Below are 18933 nucleotides of genomic sequence, written 5' to 3' on the forward strand. Positions count from 1 at the left end.
GGCCGGCGGGGCTCAGCGCGCCGGCTCGGGGGCGTGCACGGTGACGCGGGCGCCGGGGCTGAACTTCTCCAGCAGCCCGGCCAGTTCGGCGGCGGCCCGCTCGGCCTCGGCGACCGGCATCGGGGCCAGGGTCTCCAGCAGGGAGATGCCCGAGACGGTCGCCTCGGTGAGCCGGGTCCGCGGGCCCTGGCGCCAGTTCCAGCGACGGCAGGTGACGCCCACGTCGTCGCGCCACACCACCTCGCCGGCGTCGGGACGCTCGACGACCTCCTCGCCGCCGGCGACGGTCACGAAGTCCTCGTCGCCGGTGGCCCGCACGAGTCGCATGCCGCCCTGGACGTGGTCGATGTCCTCACCGCCGACCGGGATCAGGTGGGCGACGCTGACGGCGTTGTAGAGGTCGACCAGGAGGTTGATCCGGGGCAGCCCGGCGTCCGTGAGGGCCCTGCGGGCCAGCGCCTCCGCCGAGTTGCGGGTGCGCGACGGCTTCGAACCGAACGCCGTGTAGACCTCGCGCCAGGCCCCCATGTGCGGGTCCTCGTGCGGCGCGCGCCCGTCCAGGCGGGCGGTGAGACGGCGGGCCGCGTCGTCGAGGAGTGCCGCGCCGGCGTCGGTGCTGGGTCCGTTCACGAGTCCGTGCGCCTCGACGGCGACATGGGTGAAGCCGGGTGCGAGTGCGCGCACCTCGTCGGACACGGTCAGCGGGAACGTCATGGTGCGCCTTGCCTCAGAGTGCGGTGGGGAGGTGCCGCCAGAGGTACGCCCGGTCGGGCGCGCTTCTCAGTGCCGCGAGGACCCCTGGATGCGGTGCAGCATACAAGACCGGATGGTCCAGCTCATTGGACTCCGGGTCGGGCGTGAAGGCCAGGCGTTCGCCGTCCAGGGAGAACCGCGCGTCCACGCCCGGCTTGTTGCCGCGGGGGTCCTGCCGGTGCCAGGCGCCGTCGAAGCGCACGGCGACCAGCCCGTGCAGCACGTCGAACCTCTGGTAGCACAGGGCCGTCGGGATGTCCTCCGCCCGCAGCAGCGCGGTCAGCGCGTGGGCCTTGGCGTGGCAGATGCCGGTGCCCTGCTCCAGGACGTCGGACGCGCGCCAGGTGACACGGGGATCACCGACGTCCTGGGAGTGCGTGACGTCGTCCCGCACGAACTCGAACGCCGCCCGCGCATAGTCATACGAGTCCGTCGCCGTCGCCGCGAGGCGGGCGGCCGTGTGCCGGACTCGCGGGTGGTCGTGGTCGACGGCCTCGTCCGCGGCCAAGTAGGCGGACAGGTCGGAGGTTTCCTGGATGAGCTCCATGCCCGCAGAGCATAGGAACGCGGCCACCCGAGCGTCAATGAATTTCCGGGTGACCGTATACCTATACGTTCCATGGGGCCGCGGCGTGTGCCGCTCCCACCTGACGGCACTACCGCGCCATCTCCTCCTTGAGGGCCGCGACGAACGCGTCCACGTCGTCCTCCGTGGTGTCGAACGCGCACATCCAGCGCACGTCGCCCGCCGCCTCGTCCCAGAAGTAGAAGCGGAACCGCTTCTGGAGGCGCTCGCTGACGTCATGGGGCAGCCGCGCGAAGACCGCGTTCGCCTGCACCGGGTAGAGCAGCTCGACGCCGTGCACCGCCCGGACACCCTCGGCGAGGCGCTGGGCCATCTCGTTGGAGTGCCGGGCGTTGCGCAGCCACAGGTCCCTGGCGAGCAGGGCCTCCAACTGCACCGACACGAAACGCATCTTGGAGGCCAGCTGCATGGACAGCTTGCGCAGGTGCTTCATGTGGCTGACGGCGTCCTGGTCGATCACCACGACCGCCTCGCCGAACAGGGCGCCGTTCTTGGTGCCGCCCAGGGAGAGGATGTCGACGCCGGCCGCGTTGGTGAAGGTCCGCATCGGGACGTCGAGGGAGGCGGCCGCGTTGGCGATGCGCGAGCCGTCCAGGTGGACCTTCATCCCGTGCGCGTGGGCGTGGTCGCAGATCGCACGGATCTCGTCGGGCGTGTAGACCGTGCCCAGTTCGGTGGCCTGGGCTATGGAGACGACCTGCGGCATCGCGCGGTGCTCGTCCTCCCAGCCGTAGGCCTGCCGGTCGATCAGCTCGGGGGTGAGCTTGCCGTCCGGCGTGGGCACGGTGAGCAGCTTGAGGCCGCCCATCCGCTCCGGGGCGCCGCCCTCGTCGACGTTGATGTGCGCGCTCTCCGCGCAGATCACCGCACCCCAGCGGTCGGTGACCGCCTGGAGGGCCACGACGTTGGCACCGGTGCCGTTGAACACCGGGAACGCCTCCGCCGTGGCGCCGAAGTGGCCGCGGACGACGCGCTGCAGGTTCTCGGTGTACGCGTCCTCGCCGTAGGCCACCTGGTGCCCGCCGTTGGCCACGGCCAGGGCGGCGAGCACCTCGGGGTGGACCCCGGCGTAGTTGTCACTGGCGAAACCGCGGACCTGCGGGTCGTGATGGCGACGCGCGTCGGTCTTCGGAGGGTTCACGGCTTCTCGGTCAGCCACAGACGTTGTCCGTTCACTTCGGCGGCGGGCTTGTCCCAGACTCCGGCGATGGCCTCCGCCAGGTCGTCGACGTCCGTGAAGCCCGCGAACTTCGCGTTGGGGCGGTCGGCGCGCATGGCCTCGTGCACCAGTGCCTTCACCACCAGGATCGCAGCCGCGGCGTTCGGCCCCTGCTCACCCCCCGCCTTGGCGAAGAAGTCGGCCATGGCCAGGGTCCACGCCTCGGCGGCGGCCTTGGCCGCGGAGTACGCGGCGTTGCCCGCGGTGGGTTTGCTGGCCCCGGCCGCGCTGATCAGGACGTAGCGGCCGCGGTCGCTGCGCTGCAGCCCCTCGTGGAAGGCGAGGGAGGTGTGCTGCACGGTACGGATGAGCAGCAGCTCCAGCAGGTCCCAGTCGTCGAGCCGGGTCTTGGTGAAGGTCTCGCTGCCGCGCCAGCCGCCGACGAGATGGACGAGGCCGTCGACCCGTCCGAAGTCCTTCTCGATGCGGTCGGCCCAGTCCTGGGCCGCCTGCCGGTCGAGCAGGTCGACCGTGTCGCCGACGACGGTGGCGCCGCCGTGCGCGTAGCTGGCCGCGTCCACGGCCTCGGCGAGCCGCTCCGGATCGTTGTCGGAGCCGACGACGATCGCGCCCGCGTCGGCCAGCCGCTGCAGGGTCGCCCGGCCGGCGGGGCCACCCGCGCCGGCCACCGCGATCACCGCACCGCTGAGAGCACCGTTCCCCATGATCCTCGCCTCCTGAGCAGCGTTCTTGGTGCGGACGCTCACGCGGCGACCCGCTCGGCGGGGTCCGCCGTGATGCCCTTGGTCGAGGCAATCACGTTCTTGAGCTTCTTGGACAGCGCCTCATAGAACATGCTCAGCGGAAACTCGTCCGGAAGCACGTCATCGACCAGCTTGCGCGGCGGCAGGGTCAGGTCCAGGGCATCGGGGCCCTTGGCCCACTTGGAGCCGGGGTGCGGGGCGAGGTAGGTGGAGACGAGTTCGTACCCGGCGAACCAGTGCACGAGCTTGGGGCGGTCGATGCCGTCCCGGTAGAGCGTCTCGATCTCGGCGCAGAGCTGGTTGGTGACCTGAGGCGCGCGCTCCCAGTCGATCGACAGTTTGTTGTCGATCCAGCGGACGACGTCGTGCTTGTGCAGGTAGGCGAAGAGCAGCTGACCGCCGAGGCCGTCGTAGTTGCGCACCCGCTCGCCGGTGACCGGGAAGCGGAACATGCGGTCGAACAGCACCGCGTACTGCACGTCACGAGCCTGCGGGACGCCCTCGCCGGACAGCTTCACGGCCTCCTTGAAGGCGGTGAGGTCGCAGCGCAGCTCCTCCAGTCCGTACATCCAGAACGGCTGGCGCTGCTTGATCATGAACGGGTCGAACGGCAGGTCGCCGTGGCTGTGGGTGCGGTCGTGGACCATGTCCCAGAGCACGAACGCCTCTTCGCAGCGCTTCTGGTCGTGGACCATGGCGGCGATGTCCTCGGGCAGCTCCAGGCCCAGCAGGCCGACGGCCGCGTCGGTGACCCGGCGGAAGCGGGCGGCCTCGCGGTCGCAGAAGATGCCGCCCCAGGAGAAGCGCTCGGGCGCCTGGCGCACGGCGATGGTCTCGGGGAAGAGGACGGCGGAGTTGGTGTCGTACCCGGCCGTGAAGTCCTCGAAGGTGATGCCGCAGAACAGCGGGTTGTCGTAGCGGGTGCGCTCCAGCTCGGCCAGCCACTGCGGCCAGACCATGCGCAGCACGACCGCCTCGAGGTTGCGGTCGGGGTTGCCGTTCTGCGTGTACATGGGGAAGACGACCAGGTGCTGCAGGCCGTCCTGGCGGTTCGCGGCCGGCTGGAAGGCGAGCAGCGAGTCCAGGAAGTCGGGCACGTCGAAGCCCTCGTCGGCCCAGCGGCGCAGGTCCCGCACGAGGGCCGCGTGGTAGGCCGTGTCGTGCGGCAGGAGCGGGGAGAGGGTCTCGACGGCCTCGACGACCCGTCGTACGGCGTCCTCTGCCCGGGCCATGTCGGGGGCGCCCTCGGCCTCGAAGTCGATCGATCCGTCCTTGGACTGCCATGGCCGGATCTCCTCCACGGCATCCTTGAGCACGGGCCATGCCGGGTGCTCCACCACCCTGACCACGGGAGGAAGCTGCTCCTCCGTACCCACCTGCACAAGAATTTCCGTCATGTCCCATCCTCCACGGGAGAACCTCGCGTAAGGAGACCGTATACACACCGAGTTTCACCCAGCAAGGGGAACCTCGGGAGAATATTCTGTGGTACCCCCGCCGTCACCGCATTTTTTCCTGTCGGACACGGCGACGGCGAAGACACATGGCCCCGTCGTCACCCTCTGCCCGGAACGGCCCAGGCGATACCTTCCAAGGGAGCCGCGAGGCTTCCACCGCCGCCGTCGACGGAAGCGAGTCACACCTTGAACTTCCTCACCATCGGTCACCGCGGAGTCATGGGCGTCGAACCCGAGAACACCCTCAGGTCGTTCCTGGCGGCCCAGGAGGCCGGTCTCGACGCGATCGAACTCGACCTGCACCTGAGCAAGGACGGCACCCTCGTGGTGATGCACGACACCGACGTGGACCGCACGACGGACGGCTCGGGCCCCGTCGCCGAGAAGACCCTCGCCGAGCTGCGCGCCCTGGACGCGGGCCGGGGCGAGCGGATCCCGGTGTTCGAGGAGGTCCTCGACGCGGTGCGGGCGCCGCTGCAGGCCGAGATCAAGGACGTGCGGGCGGCGCGGGCCCTCGCCGACGTCATACGGCGGCGAGATCTGACCGGGCGCGTCGAGGTGTCCTCGTTCCACGACGAGGCGATCACCGAGGCGGCCCGGCTCGTGCCGGGGGTACGCACGGCGCTGATCGCGAGCAGGTACGGCACGGACGTCGTGGAACGGGCCGTCGCGGCCGGTGCGGCGACCGTCTGCCTGAACATCCGCCGCCTCACCCTGGAGGTCGTCGAGCACGCGCGCGAGGCCGGCCTGCGGATCATCGGCTGGGTGGTGAACACTCAGGAGCACCTGCGTCTCGTACGGGCACTGGAACTGGACGGTGCGACGACCGACCACCCGGAGATCAAACGGACCGGCCGGTTCACGGCGTAGGGGCTACGCGAGCTCCTTGACCAGCAGCTCGAACCGCAGGTCGTCGCGTTGCGGGATGCCGTAGCGCTCGTCGCCGTACGGGAAGGGGGTCATCCGGCCCGTACGGCGGTAGCCGCGACGCTCGTACCAGGCGATGAGGTCCTCGCGGACGGAGATCACGGTCATGTGCATCCGCGTCGCGCCCCAGCCCACGCGGACCTGCCGCTCCGCCTCGGCGATGATCACCTTGCCGAGGCCGGCGCCCTGGAGGGTGGGGCTGACGGCGAACATGCCGAAGTAGGCGTGGTCGTCACGGCGTTCGAGCTGGCAGCAGGCGACGACGATGCCGTCCCGCTCCACGGTCAGCAGCCTGCTGTCCGGCGCCTTGATCACGGTCAGCACGCCCTGCGGGTCGGTCCGCTGCCCCTGGAGGATGTCCGCCTCGGTGGTCCAGCCGACCCGGCTGGAGTCGCCCCGGTAGGCCGACTCGATGAGCGCGACCAGCACGTCCACGTCGGCGTCCGTGGCATCGCGGAAGGTCAGTCCGTGGGCGGCGCTCTCCATGAGGTGTCTCTCCGAATTCTCCGGCGCGGCTCTGGCACGCACGAGGGTAACGCCGCCATCAGCCCCCGGGATCCGGGCGCATGGTGCGTACTGAGCCGACGCCCTCCTCCGCCTCGCAGCTGCACGCACCGGACCCCGCTCACCGGCGCTGACGAACCACCGTCGATCCTCCGCGGCTGATCCGGACGACAGGCCCTAAGCTCCGGGCGCATGGTGCATGTACTGAGCGGACGCGTCCTGCTGCGGCCCACCGACCCCGAGCGGTCCCGTGCCTTCTACGGCGAGCAGCTGGGTCTCGCCGTCTACCGCGAGTTCGGCACCGGACCGGATCGCGGGACCGTCTACTTCCTCGGCGGTGGCCATCTGGAGCTCTCCGGGCGCTCCGAGGCCCCGCCGTCCCCGGCCGTCCGGCTCTGGCTCCAGGTCGAGGACGTGTCCGCGGCCCACGACGAGCTGCGCGAGAAGGGCGTGGCGATCGTACGACCGCCGGTGCGCGAGCCGTGGGGCCTGATCGAGATGTGGATCGCGGATCCGGACGACGTGCCGATCGTGCTCGTGGAGGTGCCGGCCGATCATCCGATCCGCTGTCGGCCGGGCATCTGACACCTCCTCGTACCGGCCGGATGGCCACCGCCGGTGGCCGGGGCTAGCGTGCTGATCGAGATTCCCGCTGCGGAAGGACGTCGGATGAAGCTCCACAAGCCGGTGGTCGGCGGCCCCTGCTGGGTCGAGCTGGGCACGAACGACACGGCGGACGCCGAGCGGTTCTACGCCGAGCTGTTCGGCTGGCGGTCCGAGACGGACTCGCGTCCGGAGGCCGGCGGCTACACCGTGGCGCACCTGGGGGACGCGCCGGTGGCCGCGCTCACGCCGCTGTACCAGGAGGGGCAGGCGGTGGCGTGGTCCGTGTCGTTCGCGGTCCGGGACGCCGACGAGACCGCGCGGGAGGTGACGGCGGCCGGCGGGTCGGTGCTGATGAGTCCGATGGACGTGTTCGACATGGGCCGCTTCGCGGTGGCCGCCGACTCGTCCGGCGCGGTCTTCACGCTGTGGCAGCCCCGGGCCTTCGAGGGCGCCGGGGTCTTCAACGCGCCCGGCGCGCTCGGCTGGGTGGAGCTGCTCACCCGGGAACCGGCACGCGCGCGCGACTTCTACACGACCGTCTTCGGGTGGACCGTGAACGCCTCCGAGCGCTACACCCAGTGGGGCCTCGCCGGTCAGGACTTCGGCGGCATGATGACCATGGACGACACGTTCCCGCACGAGGTGCCGCCGCACTGGCTGCCGTACTTCGCGGTGGCCGACGTCGACGCCGCCACCGCGACGGCGACCGGGGCGGGCGGCACGGCGCTGATGGAGCCCACCTCCGTGCCGGACGGCCCCCGGATCGCGGTGCTGCGCGACCCGCAGGGAGCGGTCTTCGGCGTCTACCGCGCAGGGGACGTGGGCTGAGCGGACGGCGGGATCAGCCTCGCAAGGCGCCCAGTCGCCCCTCCAGCTGACCGAGCAACTCACCCAGCAGGGCGGCGAGTTCGCCCTGCCGCGGCTCGTCGAGGCCGGACAGCACGGCGCCCTCGTAGGCGAGCTGCTCGGGCAGGACCGCGTCCACGAGGTCACGCCCGGCCCCGGTGAGGCGGACGTGGGCGACCCGGCGGTCACGGTCGTCGCCCCGTCGCTCGACGAGGGCGCGTTCGGTGAGCTGCTTGAGGCGTTTGGTGACGGCGGCGCCGGAGGAGAAGGTCTCGCGGGCCAGTTCGCTGGGGGTCAGTTCATGCCCGGTGCGGCGCAGCGCGGCCAGCAGATCGAACTCCGGCCGGCTGAGCCCGGCCCGCCGCAGCGGGGCGTCCTCGGCCTGCTGGAGCAGGGCGGCACAGCGGTTCACCCGGCCGATGATCTCCATGGGGCCGGTGTCGAGCTCGGGGTGCACGGTCCGCCACTGGCGCACGACGGCCGCGACGGTGTCACGACGCCCGGTCCCACCGGCCAGGCCACCGGGGGCGTCGGCGCGGGGTGGGCCCGCGGTGTCGCGCGGCTCCTCGGTGGCCGCGTCTGCCCCGTCGGCCCCCGGCCCGTTGGTCCCCGTCATGGCTGTGCGTCCTCCGTCGTCCTGCGCGCGTCCGCGTCCAGGAGCAGCCCCTGGCGTCGTACCGTCGCCGCGAGCGTACGGTGTCCTGCCTGCTCGGCGTGGACGACCCGCTCCTGGGGCAGGGCCGGCTGCCACCACTCGCCTGACGCGGCGTCCGCGGTGGCGCGCAGGTCGACGAGGGCGGCGACGAGCCCCCGGCGGGCGGCGTCCAGCGAGGCCCGCGACGGCCGCGGCACGGTGGCCAGCAGCCGGGTGGTGTCCCCGCGGACCTGTTCGGCGGCGGCGAGGGCGTGCTCCAGACGGGCGCCCGCGCCCCGGTCGGTGACGGCGATCGCGGCGGCGAGGCCGACCAGCGCGCCGACCAGGGTGTCCACGACCCGCTCGGTGATCAGCGCACCCGGGTCCTTCACGCCGGTGAACTCGGTGATGAGCAGCGCCATCGGGGTCACGCAGACACTGCCGAGCCAGTAGTTGCGGCTGATCAGCGCCTCCGCGCCGAAACTGCACGCGAGGCAGCACACCACCGGCGCCGCCGGCCCGAGGTGGGCGAGCGGCGTCAGGGCGGCGAAGACCAGCACCCCGGCGAGGTTGCCGACGACGCGCTGGACGCACCGGCTCCAGGTGAGGGTGAGGTTGGCCTGGTACAGAGCTGCCGCGGTGACGAGCGCCCAGTACGGGCGGCCGATCCCGAGGGCCAGGGAGGCGTACCCGGCCAGAGCGCACCCCAGGGCGGTGCGCGCGGCGATCGGCCCGAGGGAGGCCACGACGCTCCGCCACGGCCGGGGCGGTGCCGCGAGCTCCAGTTCCACGCCGCGCCCTACCATCCACGTCACCCACGTACGGCACCGGCCGGGTGCCGCGCAGGTCGCGGGCCCAGGCACGCAGGCGGGCGGGGTCGGTGTCGGCGGGCACGGCGAGGGCGACCTCGGCGCGGATCACGAGAGCACGCAGCGCACGCCGGGTCCGCGAGCGGTCGGCCGGGCAGGCGCCGGTGGACAGCAGTGTCTGCCAGGCGGCCTGCACCGCGGCGGCCGCGGCGGCCCGGGCCCGGGCGTGCCCGTCCCCCTTGCCGCGCGTCGCGGCGTACGCGGCGGCGGCGTTCAGTGCCTGCGCGGTGGCGCGACGCTCGGGGCCGTGCGGGCGAGCCCTTCCGGGCGCCATGGCGACGAGCCAGGCCCACACCCCGGCGCCGAGGCCCAGCGCCAGATGCCCGGGCACCTGGTGGAGGGACTGCGGGGCGAAGAGCGCGGCCGAGCTGACGAAGGTGAGCACGACGTTCCCGGGCGGGCCGATCCGGGTGGCGTCGCACAGTGCCTTCTGCACGGCGGCCAGGACGGCGCCGACGGTGACCAGGACGACGGCGTCAGTGGTGAGCGACGCCGTGACCAGCGCGACGGCGAGGCCGCCGAGCATGCCGAGCACGACCCAGGCAAGTACGCGGGCCCGGACGGCGTAGGGACGGTGGTGGGCGTACAGGGCGCACAGCGATCCGGCCATCGTGTACATGGCCAGGTCGAGGCGGTCCAGGGCGAGCAGGGTCAGGTTCGGCGGGGCGAGCGCGGCCACCACGCTCAGCGCCGGTTTGAACCAGATGTCGGACGGCCGGCCGACGCGGAGCACGCCGGTGAGCGGGAGCCGGCACGGGCGTGGGGGCCGACGCGTGGGTGGGGGCGGAGAGGTGGGGGGCGCACTGCTCATCCCAGAAGGTTAACAGGTGTTTTACTCGTAAAGCATTGGCAAGGACATCCCGGCGAAGCCCCACGCCAGAGTGAATGCGCTCCGCCGAACGCCCCCGCATACCCCCTTGCGCTCGCGTGCGCGCCGCACGAAACGGGCACACCTATCCAGCGAGCGACCCTTGACCGACCGTCGAGCGGGGAGGTGCGTGTGCACGGACCGGCCGCGTCGGGCTGGCTGCTGGTCGCGCTGTGCGCGGCGACCGGGGCCTACTGTCTGCTGCGTCTGCGCAGCGGTGTCGAGGAGCAGCGCCGCACCGCGGGCGACGAGGCGCTGATGGGATTCGGGATGGCGGCGATGGCCGTACCGGCCGCGGTGTACAGCCCACCGCAGTGGGCGTGGCCCGTGTTCGCGGCCGTCTTCGGGGCGGCGGCGCTGCGCGCCCTGTGGGTGGCGCGCACCGGCCGGCACCATCTGCACCACCTGGTGGGCGCCGCGGCGATGGTCTACATGGCGTGGGCCATGGCCGTCTCGCCCGTCGCCGCACCCGGCCATGCCCACGGCTCCGGCCTTCCCCTGGTCACCGGTGTGCTCCTGCTGTACTTCGCCGGGTACGTCCTGCTGACCGGAGCCCGGCTGATCCCGGTGCCGGCCGTGGCGGGCGGCACCGGCCCCACCGGATGGGGGGACCGGCCCGAACTGGCGCAGGCCTGCCGCCTGTCCATGGGGATCGCGATGGTCGCGATGCTCATCGCCCTGTGACCGAAACGTGTCCTGCGTCACTTGGGCGATCAGTCATGCCTCTGGGAAGCCCGCCGCTCATAGGGTGTTCCCATGATGGTCCCCGCCGCACTGTTGCTGCTCGGCGCCCTGACCGCCGTCCTGGCTCCACGGCTGCTCGCCCGGGCCGACTGGCCGGACCGCGAACCCGTGGTGGCCCTGTGGGTGTGGCAGTGCGTGGTGGCGGGCGTCCTGCTGTGCTGCGCCCTGTCGATGACGCTCAGCGCGGCGGCGGCCTGGCACGCGGTGCGGGGACATGTGTTCGCGCCGGCGCCGCGCGCGGTCGTCGAGGCGTACGCGCTGGGCGTGGCGGTCCCCTGGGCGGCGGCGACCGCGACGGCGCTCGCCTGCGGGGCGGTGTGGAGCGCGGCGATGCTGGTGAGGGAGGTCGTACGGGCGCGGGCGCTGCGCCGGCTGCGGCGGGCGGAGCTGCTGGTCCGGGCCCCGCTGCTGCCCGGCGAGGAACCGGCCGACGGGCGGCTCGTCGTCCTGGAGGGTGAGCGGCCGGACGCCTGGTGGCTGCCCGGTACGCCGCCGCGGCTCGTCGTCACCACCTCGGCGCTGCGCCGGCTGAAGGGGCGGCAGCTGGATGCCGTCCTCGCGCACGAGCAGGGCCACGCGCGGGCCCGGCACGACTGGCTGCTGCACTGCTCCGCGGCGCTGGCGGGCGGATTCCCGCGGGTGCCGGTGTTCGCCGCGTTCCGTGACGAGATGCACCGGCTGGTCGAGCTCGCCGCGGACGACGTGGCCTCGCGCCGCTTCGGCCGGCTGACCACCGCGCTCGCGCTCGTCGAACTGAACGAGGACCGAGGCGTGTTCGGTCCCGGCCCGGCCCCGCACGGGCACGTGCCGCAGCGGGTGCACCGCCTGCTCACTCCCCCGGCCCGTCTCACCGCGGCCCGCAGACTGCGCCTGACGGCGACGGCCGCCCTGGTGCCGGTGGTGCCGGTGCTGGTGGCGTTCGTGCCGGGTCTGCGGGCACTGGGGTAGCGACGGGTGGCACGCGGTTGGCGCGACGCCCGCGGGGCACGCGGCGAACCTGGGCCGACATCAGGCCTTCTTGTGTCCCGGAACCTTCGGACGGTGGCCTCCCGCCCCAAGAGTTGGTAAAGATCTCAGCATGCACAACCAGTCGGTCGACACCCCGCCCCGTACGTCCGAGCCCTCCACGGCCGTCCGTGCCGCGATCGCGTCGGCGCTGAGTTCGCTGCTGCTCCTCGTCCTGGTCGTCACCGACTGGGGCCCTCTGATGACCTTGGACCGCGTGGTCGCCCGGACCACCCACGACTGGGCCGTCGAGGAGTCCGGGCTCACGCAGGCCTTCCGGATCCTCACGGACTGGGTCTGGGACCCGTTGACGATGCGCCTCCTGTGTGCGGCGGTCGTGCTGTGGCTGGTGCTGCGCCGCTCGGCGTGGTGGACGGCGCTGTGGCTGGTGGTCACCGTCGCGGTCACCACGGGGGTGCAGCAGGCCATGAAGGCCGCGGTCGGCCGCGACCGTCCCGAGTGGCCCGACCCCGTCGACTCGGCGCACTACGCGGCCTATCCGTCCGGCCACGCCATGACGGCCACCGTGGTCCTGGGCCTGCTGCTGTGGCTCCTGCACCACCACGGCGCCGGCCACACCCTGGTCCGCGCGGCCCTCGCCGTGACCGCCGTCTCCGTGGTCGGCGTCGGGCTGACGCGCGTCTGGCTCGGCGTGCACTGGCTGACGGACGTGGTGGCCGGCTGGGTGCTCGGGGTGATGGTGGTGGCGGTGGCCGTGACCGTCCACGAGCGACGGCGCCCCGCGGAGGACCGGTGAGGACGCGCCCGCTGAAGAAACGCCGCCCACCCCGGACGATCCCCCGCGTCGCCCGGGGCAGGACGGCACCGCCGAACCGTGCACGAAAGGGCCCGGTCCGGACGCTCTGAGTATAGTTGGCTGGCAGCCAGTCAACGCAGGAGTTACAGCATGACCCCCCGTAGCGCCTCGGTCAATGAAGAGTTGCGGCGGCGTTCCCGGGAGCGGCTTCTGCAGGCGGCGGTCGAGCTGGTGAGCGAGCGCGGGTACGACGCGACGACCCTCGCCGACATCGCGGACCGGGCCGGATCGGCGCGCGGGCTGGTGTCGTACTACTTCCCCGGCAAGCGCCAGCTGGTGCAGTCCGCCGTGCACCGGCTGATGCACCGCACCCTGGAGGAGGCGCTGGAGCGCGAGCCCCGCACGGAGGACGGCCGGGAGCGGATGGCGCGGGCCATCGACGCGATCCTGGGGCTGGCCCGGGACCGGACCGTGCTGATGCGCCAGCACATGGCGGGGCTGCTGGACACCGAGGGCTTCGTGCAGTGCCCCGAGCAGCAGCGCCTCGCCGAACTGCTTCGGGACACCGTCGCCCGGCACGGTTCCTGCGACACCGCGACCGACTATCCGATGCTGCGCGCGCTGCTGATGGGCGCGGTCTACGCGATGGTGCTGCCGAACGTCGGCATGCCGCTCGCACCCCTGCGCGCCGAGTTGTTCCGGCGCTACGGCCTCGACCGCGAGCAGGGGCTCCCGCCGGACACCGAGGGGCCCGGCGGGAGCTGCGACGTGGATGTGTCGCGCTTCTTCGCGATCGGAGCGGGCGACCCGGCGGGTGCCGTGCCGCCCGCCGACGGTCAGTCGAAGTAGTCCGGCTGGGTCTGCACGTTGAGCTCACTCAGCCTGACCCATCGCGCCGGATCGGTGCGCCGGTCGTCGAGCTTCAGGACGTCGAAGCCCTTCGCCATGTCGTTCGAGTAGATGTAGCCGTTGTAGTAGTACGCCGACCAGGAACCGCCGCCCGTGAGCTGCTCGGTGCTGAGCGGGCCGCGCTCGAAGTAGGCGATCTCCCTGGGGCGGGACGAGTCGGTGAAGTCCCAGACCGAGACGCCACCCTGGTACCAGGCCTGGACCATGATGTCCCGGCCCCTGACGGGGATCAGCGAACCGTTGTGGGCGACGCAGTTCTCGGTGTCCGCCTGGTGCCGGGGGATCTTGTAGTAGCTGCGGAAGACGAGCTTGCGCCGGTCGCCCTTGCCCACCACGTCGTAGATGCCGTCGGCGCCCCGGTTGGGGCCGATCTCCGCGTTGCAGGTGGCGGCGCCGCCGCCGCCCAGCTCGTCGGTGAAGATGACCTTGTTGGCGCCCTGGTTGAAGGTCGCCGAGTGCCAGAACGCGAAGTTGACGTTGTCCTGGACGCGGTCGATGACCTTCGGGCGCTCCGGGTCCTTGATGGAGAACAGGATGCCGTCACCCATGCAGGCGCCGGCCGCCAGGTCCTTGGAGGGCAGCACGGTGATGTCGTGGCAGCCGGTGGTCTTGGACACGCCCGGGTTGACGGGTCCGCCGGGGTTGCCACCGCCGTCGGGACCCTCACCCGGGAAGAGCACCGGGAAGCCCACGACCGCCGCCTTCTGGGGGGCGTGACGCGGCACCTTGATGACCGATATGCCGTCGTGCGGCGGCTGGCAGTCCGGGTAGGCGGCGTTCGGGGAGTACGAGGAGACGTAGACGTAGACGTCACGCCGCTCGGGGACCAGCGTGTGGGTGTGCGAGCCGCAGGCGGTCTCGACGGCGGCGACGTAACGCGGGTTGCGCTTGTCGCTGATGTCGAAGACCTTCATGCCCTCCCAGGAGGACTTCTCGGTCACCGGCTGGGTGGTGCTGTTGCAACTGCTGTCGCTGCGCGAGGAGTCGGTGGACAGGAACAGCAGGTCGCCGGAGACGGAGATGTCGTTCTGCGAGCCGGGGCACAGCACCTGGGCGACGGTGCGGGGCGCCCTCGGGTTGCTGATGTCGAAGATGCGGAATCCGTCGTAGTTGCCGGCGAAGGCGTAGCGACCCTGGAAGGCCAGGTCCGAGTTGGTGTTGGGCAGCACGTCCTTCGGGATGTTGGTGAGGTGCTCGATGTTGCGGGAGTGGACGATCTCGTCCACGCCGGGGATGTCGCCGGACTCCAGCGCGTCGCGCACCTCGGCCCGGGTGCTGCTGGGGACCTCCTTGGCGGCCGGGGGGCCGTCCCCGGGGTCGGGGGTCGCGCCCGCCGGCTGCGCCGTCAGCAGCGCGGCCAGCAGTCCGGCGGCGGCAGCGGCAACGCCCAGGCGTCTGCGCCGCGTTCGGGGATCGTTCGACAGGATCACTGCGTCCTCCCAGTTTCCGTTCGCGAGGAACGGGTTACGGATCTCCGCAGTATCGTCTTCACCATGCACAGATCAAAAGAGGGAAAGCGAGATGTGCCGCAGGTTTTCGTCCGGGCGCTCCGTTCCGTCGTGCCGCTGACCGCGCTGGCCGTGCTCGCCCTGACGGCCTGTGACTCCGATGCGGACACCGAACCCAAGGGGGCCGGCGGGGCGTCGGTGATCGTGCCCGGCAAGCCCGGCGAGGCGAACCGGACCCTGTCGGCCGAGGACGCGGCGCAACAGCGTGCCGACGACGACTCCCCGAACTCCGCCGACGCCGACTACGCGCGGATGATGATCGAGCATCACACGCAGGCACTGGAGATGACCGGCCTCGCGGCGGACCGCGCCCGGTCCTCGCAGGTGCGCAAGGTGGCGGAGCGCATCGACGCGGGACAGCGCCCGGAGATCGACGTCATGCGCAGCTGGCTCAAGGAGCACGGCAAGAGCGAGCAGGGCGGCGGTCACGACCATGCGGCGATGCCCGGCATGGCGACCGAGGCGCAACTGGCCGAGCTCCGGGCGGCACGCGGCGAGGCGTTCGACCGGCTCTTCCTCACGCTGATGATCACTCACCACGAGGGTGCGGTGACGATGGCCGCCGACGTCAAGGCCCAGGGCAACAACGTCCGGATCGAGGAACTCGCCGACGACGTGATCGCCCAGCAGACCAGCGAGATCACACGGATGCGCACGATGTTGTGAGGGGCCGGCGACCGGGCCGGTCCCGGTCGCCCTCCATTCGGACGGACACGCGGCCCATTGCGTACCGGACCCTGTCAGTGGGGCCTGGCCGGTGCGATGCTGGAGCCATCAGCGATCTCCTGTGCTGCACCGGCGATCCACCGGTGACCCACCGGACGAAGGAGTTCCGCCGTGCTGCGTGTCGCCGTCGTCGGCTCCGGACCGAGCGGGGTCTACTGCGCCCAGACGCTCGTCCAGCAGGATCCCACCGTGCTCGTCGACGTGCTGGACCGGCTGCCCTGCCCGTACGGACTGGTGCGGTACGGCGTGGCACCCGACCACGAGAAGATCAAGTCGCTGCAGAACAACCTGCGGGCGGTCCTGGAGCACGAGCGGGTGCGCTTCCTCGGCGGTGTGCAGATCGGCGCGGGCGGGGTGGCGGCCGTCCGGCTGCGGGAGATGTACCACGCGGTGGTGTACTGCGTGGGCGCCGCCACCGACCGCCACCTCGGCATCCCGGGCGAGGACCTGCCGGGCAGCTTCTCGGCGACCGAGTTCGTGTCCTGGTACAGCGCCCATCCGGACGCCCTGACCGACGGTTTCGTGCTCGGCGCCCGTTCGGCCGTGGTGATCGGCGTGGGGAACGTCGCCGTGGACGTCACCCGGATCCTGGCGCGCGCGGCGGCCGAGCTGAGCCCCACCGACATGCCGCAGGCGGCGCTGACCGCACTGGCGGCGAGCCGGGTGGGCATCGTCCACATGGTGGGGCGCCGGGGCCCCTCGCAGGCCCGGTTCACCACCAAGGAGCTGCGCGAGCTGGGTGCGCTGCCGGACGCCGAAGTGGACGTGGACCCCGACGAGTTGGCGCTGGATCCGGCGTACGCCGACCCGTCCGCGCTGCCCGCCGCACAGCGCCGCAACGTGGAGGTGCTGCGCGGCTGGGCCGCCGAGCCGGCGAAGGCGCTGCCGCGCCGGATCCGGCTGCGGTTCTTCCTGCGCCCGGTGGAGCTGCTGGAGGACGGCGGGCGGGTGGGCGCGGTGCGGTTCGAGCGGACGCTGCCGGACGGGCGGGGCGGGGTGAGGGGAACGGGCCGGTACGAGGACGTCGAGGCCCAGCTGGTGCTGCGGTCGGTGGGATACCGCGGGGTGCCGCTGGACGGGCTGCCGTTCGACCCGTTGACCGGCACCGTGCCGCATCTGGCCGGGCGGGTGGTGCGCGGCGGTGTCGTCGCGCCGGGTGAGTACGTGGCGGGCTGGATCAAGCGCGGCCCCACGGGTGTCATCGGCACCAATCGGCCGTGCGCCAAGGAGACGGTGCTGTCGCTGGTCGAGGACGCCGCCGTACTCGTACGCAAGGACGTCCCGGACGACCCGCTGGGGGCGCTGCGGAAGCTGGGCCTCGAGCCGGTCGAGTGGTCGGGGTGGCGGGCCATCGAGCGGGCCGAGGCGGAGCTCGGCGCCTCGCTCGGGCGCGGTACGGTCAAGCTGCCCGGCTGGGCGGCCCTGCGGGAGGCGGCGCGCGGCGCACCGTGACCGCCCGCGCCCCACGGGGCGGCGGAGTCCCGGCACCCGGCCGCCCCTGACACACCGTGGCAACGCACCGGACATCGACACATGGTGGAAGCCCCCTACGGTCTCAGGCTGTTCGGACGTTCCCGCTCGCCGCTCTGGAGTCCCCATGGCAACGACCGCCCCCGTCCACCCCGTCGACGAGGTCCCGCCCGTACGGCAGTTGGCCGCTTTCGGGTTGCAGCACGTGCTCGCGATGTACGCGGGCGCGGTGGCCGTTCCACTGATCGTGGGGGGTGCCCTCAAGCTGTCGCCCGCGGATCTGGCGTACCTGATCACCGCGGACCTGCTGGTGTGCGGCGTCGCCACGCTCATCCAGTGCGTCGGCTTCTGGCGGTTCGGCGTGCGGCTGCCGATCATGCAGGGGTGCACGTTCGCCGCGGTGTCGCCGATGGTGCTGATCGGGACGACGGGCGGCGGACTGCCCGCCATCTACGGCTCGGTGATCGTCGCGGGCCTGGCCATACTGCTGCTGGCGCCCGTGTTCGGGAGGCTGCTGCGCTTCTTCCCGCCGCTGGTCACCGGCACGGTGATCCTGATCATCGGCGTCTCGCTGCTGCCGGTGGCCGGCAACTGGGTGGCCGGCGGCGCGGGTTCCGAGGACTTCGGGGCACCGGAGAACCTCGCGCTGGCCGCCTTCGTGCTGGCGGTGGTGCTGGGCGTGCAGCGGTTCGCGCCGGCGTTCCTGAGCCGGATCGCGGTGCTGATCGGTATCGCGGTGGGGCTGGCGGTGGCGGTGCCGTTCGGGTTCACGGACTTCGGTGGCGTCCAGGACGCCGACTGGTTGGGGATCAGCACGCCGTTCCACTTCGGCGCGCCGGTGTTCGAGGTGTCGGCGATCGTGTCGATGCTGGTGGTCGCCCTGGTCACCATGACCGAGACGACCGGTGACTTCATCGCGGTCGGCGAGATGACCGGGCGGCGCATCGAGCCGCGCCCGCTGGCGGACGGGCTGCGCGCCGACGGACTGTCGACCGTGCTCGGCGGTGTCTTCAACACCTTCCCGTACACGGCCTACGCGCAGAACGTGGGCCTGGTCGGCATGACCCGGGTGCGCAGCCGCTGGGTGGTCGCGGCGGCGGGCGGCATGCTGGTGCTGCTCGGGCTGCTGCCCAAGCTCGGCGCGGTGGTGGCCGCGATTCCCGAGCCGGTGCTCGGCGGCGCGGGACTGGTGATGTTCGGGACGGTCGCGGCGAGCGGTGTGCGGACGCTGGCCCAGGTCGACTTCCGCGGCAACCACAACCTGACCGTGGTGGCCGTCTCGGTGGCGGTGGGTCTGCTGCCGGTCGGGGTACCGGCGATCTACGACCGGTTCCCGGACTGGTTCCAGACCGTCATGCACAGCGGGATCAGCGCGGGCTGCCTCACCGCGATCCTGCTCAACCTGCTCTTCAACCACCTGCCCGCGAAGGGTGGTTCAGACGGGGCCGGCGAGCCGGGCGGCCTGCCGGCCGGCGGCGGCGAGCAGGCTGTCCAGAAGCCCGGGGAAGAGGGCGTCTAGGTCGTCCTGGCGCAGGCCGTTCATCTTGGCCGTGCCCCGGTAGACCTGCCGGATCACCCCGCTCTCGCGCAGCACCCGGAAGTGGTGCGTGGTCGTGGACTTGGTGACCGGCAGGTCGAAGTGCGAACAGGAGAGCTCGTCCGTGGCGTGGGCGGCGAGCTCGCGCACGATGCGCAGGCGCATCGGGTCGGACAGCGCGTGCAGCACGCCTTCCAGCCGGATGTCCTCACGTGCCGGGTGCGGCAGGAGACGGCTGCCGGCAAGGGGGGCGGCGGGTGTCACGGCGGCTCCAGTTCGTCCGGGAGTCCCCATCGTACGAGAA

General features: G+C 72.2%; 19 protein-coding genes and 1 pseudogene. 10 read left to right on the forward strand and 10 right to left on the reverse strand.

Annotated features, from left to right (window positions below; translation table 11 throughout):
- Positions 1–12: 12 nt before the first annotated feature.
- The 5 genes from ACZ7LV_RS19450 to ACZ7LV_RS19470 all read right to left on the reverse strand — a co-directional run bounded on the left by ACZ7LV_RS19450 (position 13) and on the right by ACZ7LV_RS19470 (position 4659).
- Complete coding sequence (locus ACZ7LV_RS19450) at positions 13–714, reverse strand: B3/B4 domain-containing protein (RefSeq protein WP_471940750.1); 702 nt, start codon at positions 712–714, stop codon at positions 13–15.
- Between the two features lie 13 nt (positions 715–727).
- Positions 728–1300 carry a transglutaminase-like domain-containing protein gene (locus ACZ7LV_RS19455; RefSeq protein ID WP_471940751.1) on the reverse strand — a complete coding sequence of 191 codons (573 nt, stop codon included), beginning with the start codon at positions 1298–1300 and terminating at the stop codon, positions 728–730.
- Positions 1301–1409: 109 nt separating this feature from the next.
- On the reverse strand, positions 1410–2480 hold the full coding sequence (locus ACZ7LV_RS19460; protein WP_471940753.1) for a threonine aldolase family protein: 1071 nt from the start codon (positions 2478–2480) through the stop codon (positions 1410–1412).
- Positions 2477–3223: an SDR family NAD(P)-dependent oxidoreductase gene (locus tag ACZ7LV_RS19465; RefSeq protein ID WP_401671594.1), complete on the reverse strand. Its 747-nt coding sequence runs from the start codon at positions 3221–3223 to the stop codon at positions 2477–2479. The genes ACZ7LV_RS19460 and ACZ7LV_RS19465 overlap by 4 nt, the downstream gene beginning before the upstream one ends.
- Positions 3224–3261: 38 nt before the next feature.
- On the reverse strand, positions 3262–4659 hold the full coding sequence (locus tag ACZ7LV_RS19470; RefSeq protein ID WP_471940755.1) for a DUF6421 family protein: 1398 nt from the start codon (positions 4657–4659) through the stop codon (positions 3262–3264).
- A gap of 246 nt (positions 4660–4905) precedes the next feature.
- On the opposite strand from ACZ7LV_RS19470, the gene ACZ7LV_RS19475 reads away from it, so the two are divergent.
- Positions 4906–5589, forward strand: coding sequence for a glycerophosphodiester phosphodiesterase (locus tag ACZ7LV_RS19475; protein WP_471940756.1), 684 nt, complete (start codon positions 4906–4908; stop codon positions 5587–5589).
- Positions 5590–5592: 3 nt separating this feature from the next.
- On the opposite strand, the gene ACZ7LV_RS19480 is transcribed toward ACZ7LV_RS19475, so the two are convergent.
- A complete protein-coding gene (locus ACZ7LV_RS19480; RefSeq protein WP_471940758.1) occupies positions 5593–6132 on the reverse strand; it encodes a GNAT family N-acetyltransferase in 540 nt (179 codons plus the stop codon).
- A 210-nt stretch (positions 6133–6342) separates the two neighbouring features.
- On the opposite strand from ACZ7LV_RS19480, the gene ACZ7LV_RS19485 reads away from it, so the two are divergent.
- Together ACZ7LV_RS19485 and ACZ7LV_RS19490 are read left to right on the forward strand one after the other, a co-directional pair.
- Positions 6343–6735: a VOC family protein gene (locus tag ACZ7LV_RS19485; protein WP_471940760.1), complete on the forward strand. Its 393-nt coding sequence runs from the start codon at positions 6343–6345 to the stop codon at positions 6733–6735.
- A gap of 84 nt (positions 6736–6819) precedes the next feature.
- Positions 6820–7584: a VOC family protein gene (locus ACZ7LV_RS19490; protein ID WP_471940761.1), complete on the forward strand. Its 765-nt coding sequence runs from the start codon at positions 6820–6822 to the stop codon at positions 7582–7584.
- Positions 7585–7597: 13 nt separating this feature from the next.
- On the opposite strand, the gene ACZ7LV_RS19495 is transcribed toward ACZ7LV_RS19490, so the two are convergent.
- Together ACZ7LV_RS19495 and ACZ7LV_RS19500 are read right to left on the reverse strand one after the other, a co-directional pair.
- Positions 7598–8218 (reverse strand): MarR family winged helix-turn-helix transcriptional regulator, encoded by a 621-nt coding sequence (locus ACZ7LV_RS19495; RefSeq protein ID WP_471940763.1) that lies wholly within the window; start codon positions 8216–8218, stop codon positions 7598–7600.
- A pseudogene (locus ACZ7LV_RS19500) lies at positions 8215–9916 on the reverse strand (FUSC family protein). Before ACZ7LV_RS19500 ends, ACZ7LV_RS19495 begins: the two are co-directional and overlap by 4 nt.
- Positions 9917–10105: 189 nt before the next feature.
- Between ACZ7LV_RS19500 and ACZ7LV_RS19505 the strand changes: the two are divergent.
- From ACZ7LV_RS19505 to ACZ7LV_RS19520, 4 genes are all read left to right on the forward strand, one after another.
- Positions 10106–10657, forward strand: coding sequence for a DUF5134 domain-containing protein (locus tag ACZ7LV_RS19505; protein ID WP_471940764.1), 552 nt, complete (start codon positions 10106–10108; stop codon positions 10655–10657).
- 72 nt (positions 10658–10729) lie between these two features.
- On the forward strand, positions 10730–11665 hold the full coding sequence (locus ACZ7LV_RS19510) for a M56 family metallopeptidase (protein WP_471940766.1): 936 nt from the start codon (positions 10730–10732) through the stop codon (positions 11663–11665).
- 130 nt (positions 11666–11795) lie between these two features.
- Positions 11796–12479, forward strand: coding sequence for a phosphatase PAP2 family protein (locus ACZ7LV_RS19515; RefSeq protein ID WP_471940768.1), 684 nt, complete (start codon positions 11796–11798; stop codon positions 12477–12479).
- Positions 12480–12629: 150 nt separating this feature from the next.
- The gene (locus ACZ7LV_RS19520; protein ID WP_471940770.1) at positions 12630–13328 is read left to right on the forward strand and encodes a TetR/AcrR family transcriptional regulator; all 699 of its coding nucleotides are present in this window, start codon (positions 12630–12632) and stop codon (positions 13326–13328) included.
- On the opposite strand, the gene ACZ7LV_RS19525 is transcribed toward ACZ7LV_RS19520, so the two are convergent.
- Positions 13316–14818 (reverse strand): LVIVD repeat-containing protein, encoded by a 1503-nt coding sequence (locus ACZ7LV_RS19525; protein ID WP_471940772.1) that lies wholly within the window; start codon positions 14816–14818, stop codon positions 13316–13318. The genes ACZ7LV_RS19520 and ACZ7LV_RS19525 overlap by 13 nt on opposite strands.
- Positions 14819–14881: 63 nt before the next feature.
- On the opposite strand from ACZ7LV_RS19525, the gene ACZ7LV_RS19530 reads away from it, so the two are divergent.
- The 3 genes from ACZ7LV_RS19530 (at position 14882) to ACZ7LV_RS19540 (ending at position 18611) form a co-directional block, all read left to right on the forward strand.
- Positions 14882–15562, forward strand: coding sequence for a DUF305 domain-containing protein (locus ACZ7LV_RS19530; protein ID WP_471940774.1), 681 nt, complete (start codon positions 14882–14884; stop codon positions 15560–15562).
- A 171-nt stretch (positions 15563–15733) separates the two neighbouring features.
- Complete coding sequence (locus ACZ7LV_RS19535) at positions 15734–17074, forward strand: FAD-dependent oxidoreductase (protein ID WP_471940776.1); 1341 nt, start codon at positions 15734–15736, stop codon at positions 17072–17074.
- A gap of 145 nt (positions 17075–17219) precedes the next feature.
- Positions 17220–18611: a nucleobase:cation symporter-2 family protein gene (locus ACZ7LV_RS19540; protein ID WP_471940777.1), complete on the forward strand. Its 1392-nt coding sequence runs from the start codon at positions 17220–17222 to the stop codon at positions 18609–18611.
- On the opposite strand, the gene ACZ7LV_RS19545 is transcribed toward ACZ7LV_RS19540, so the two are convergent.
- Positions 18528–18893, reverse strand: a complete 366-nt coding sequence (locus ACZ7LV_RS19545) for an ArsR/SmtB family transcription factor (protein WP_471940779.1) — start codon at positions 18891–18893, stop codon at positions 18528–18530. The genes ACZ7LV_RS19540 and ACZ7LV_RS19545 overlap by 84 nt on opposite strands.
- Between the last annotated feature and the right edge of the window lie 40 nt (positions 18894–18933).

The organism is Streptomyces sp. NPDC107562, from assembly GCF_055657325.1.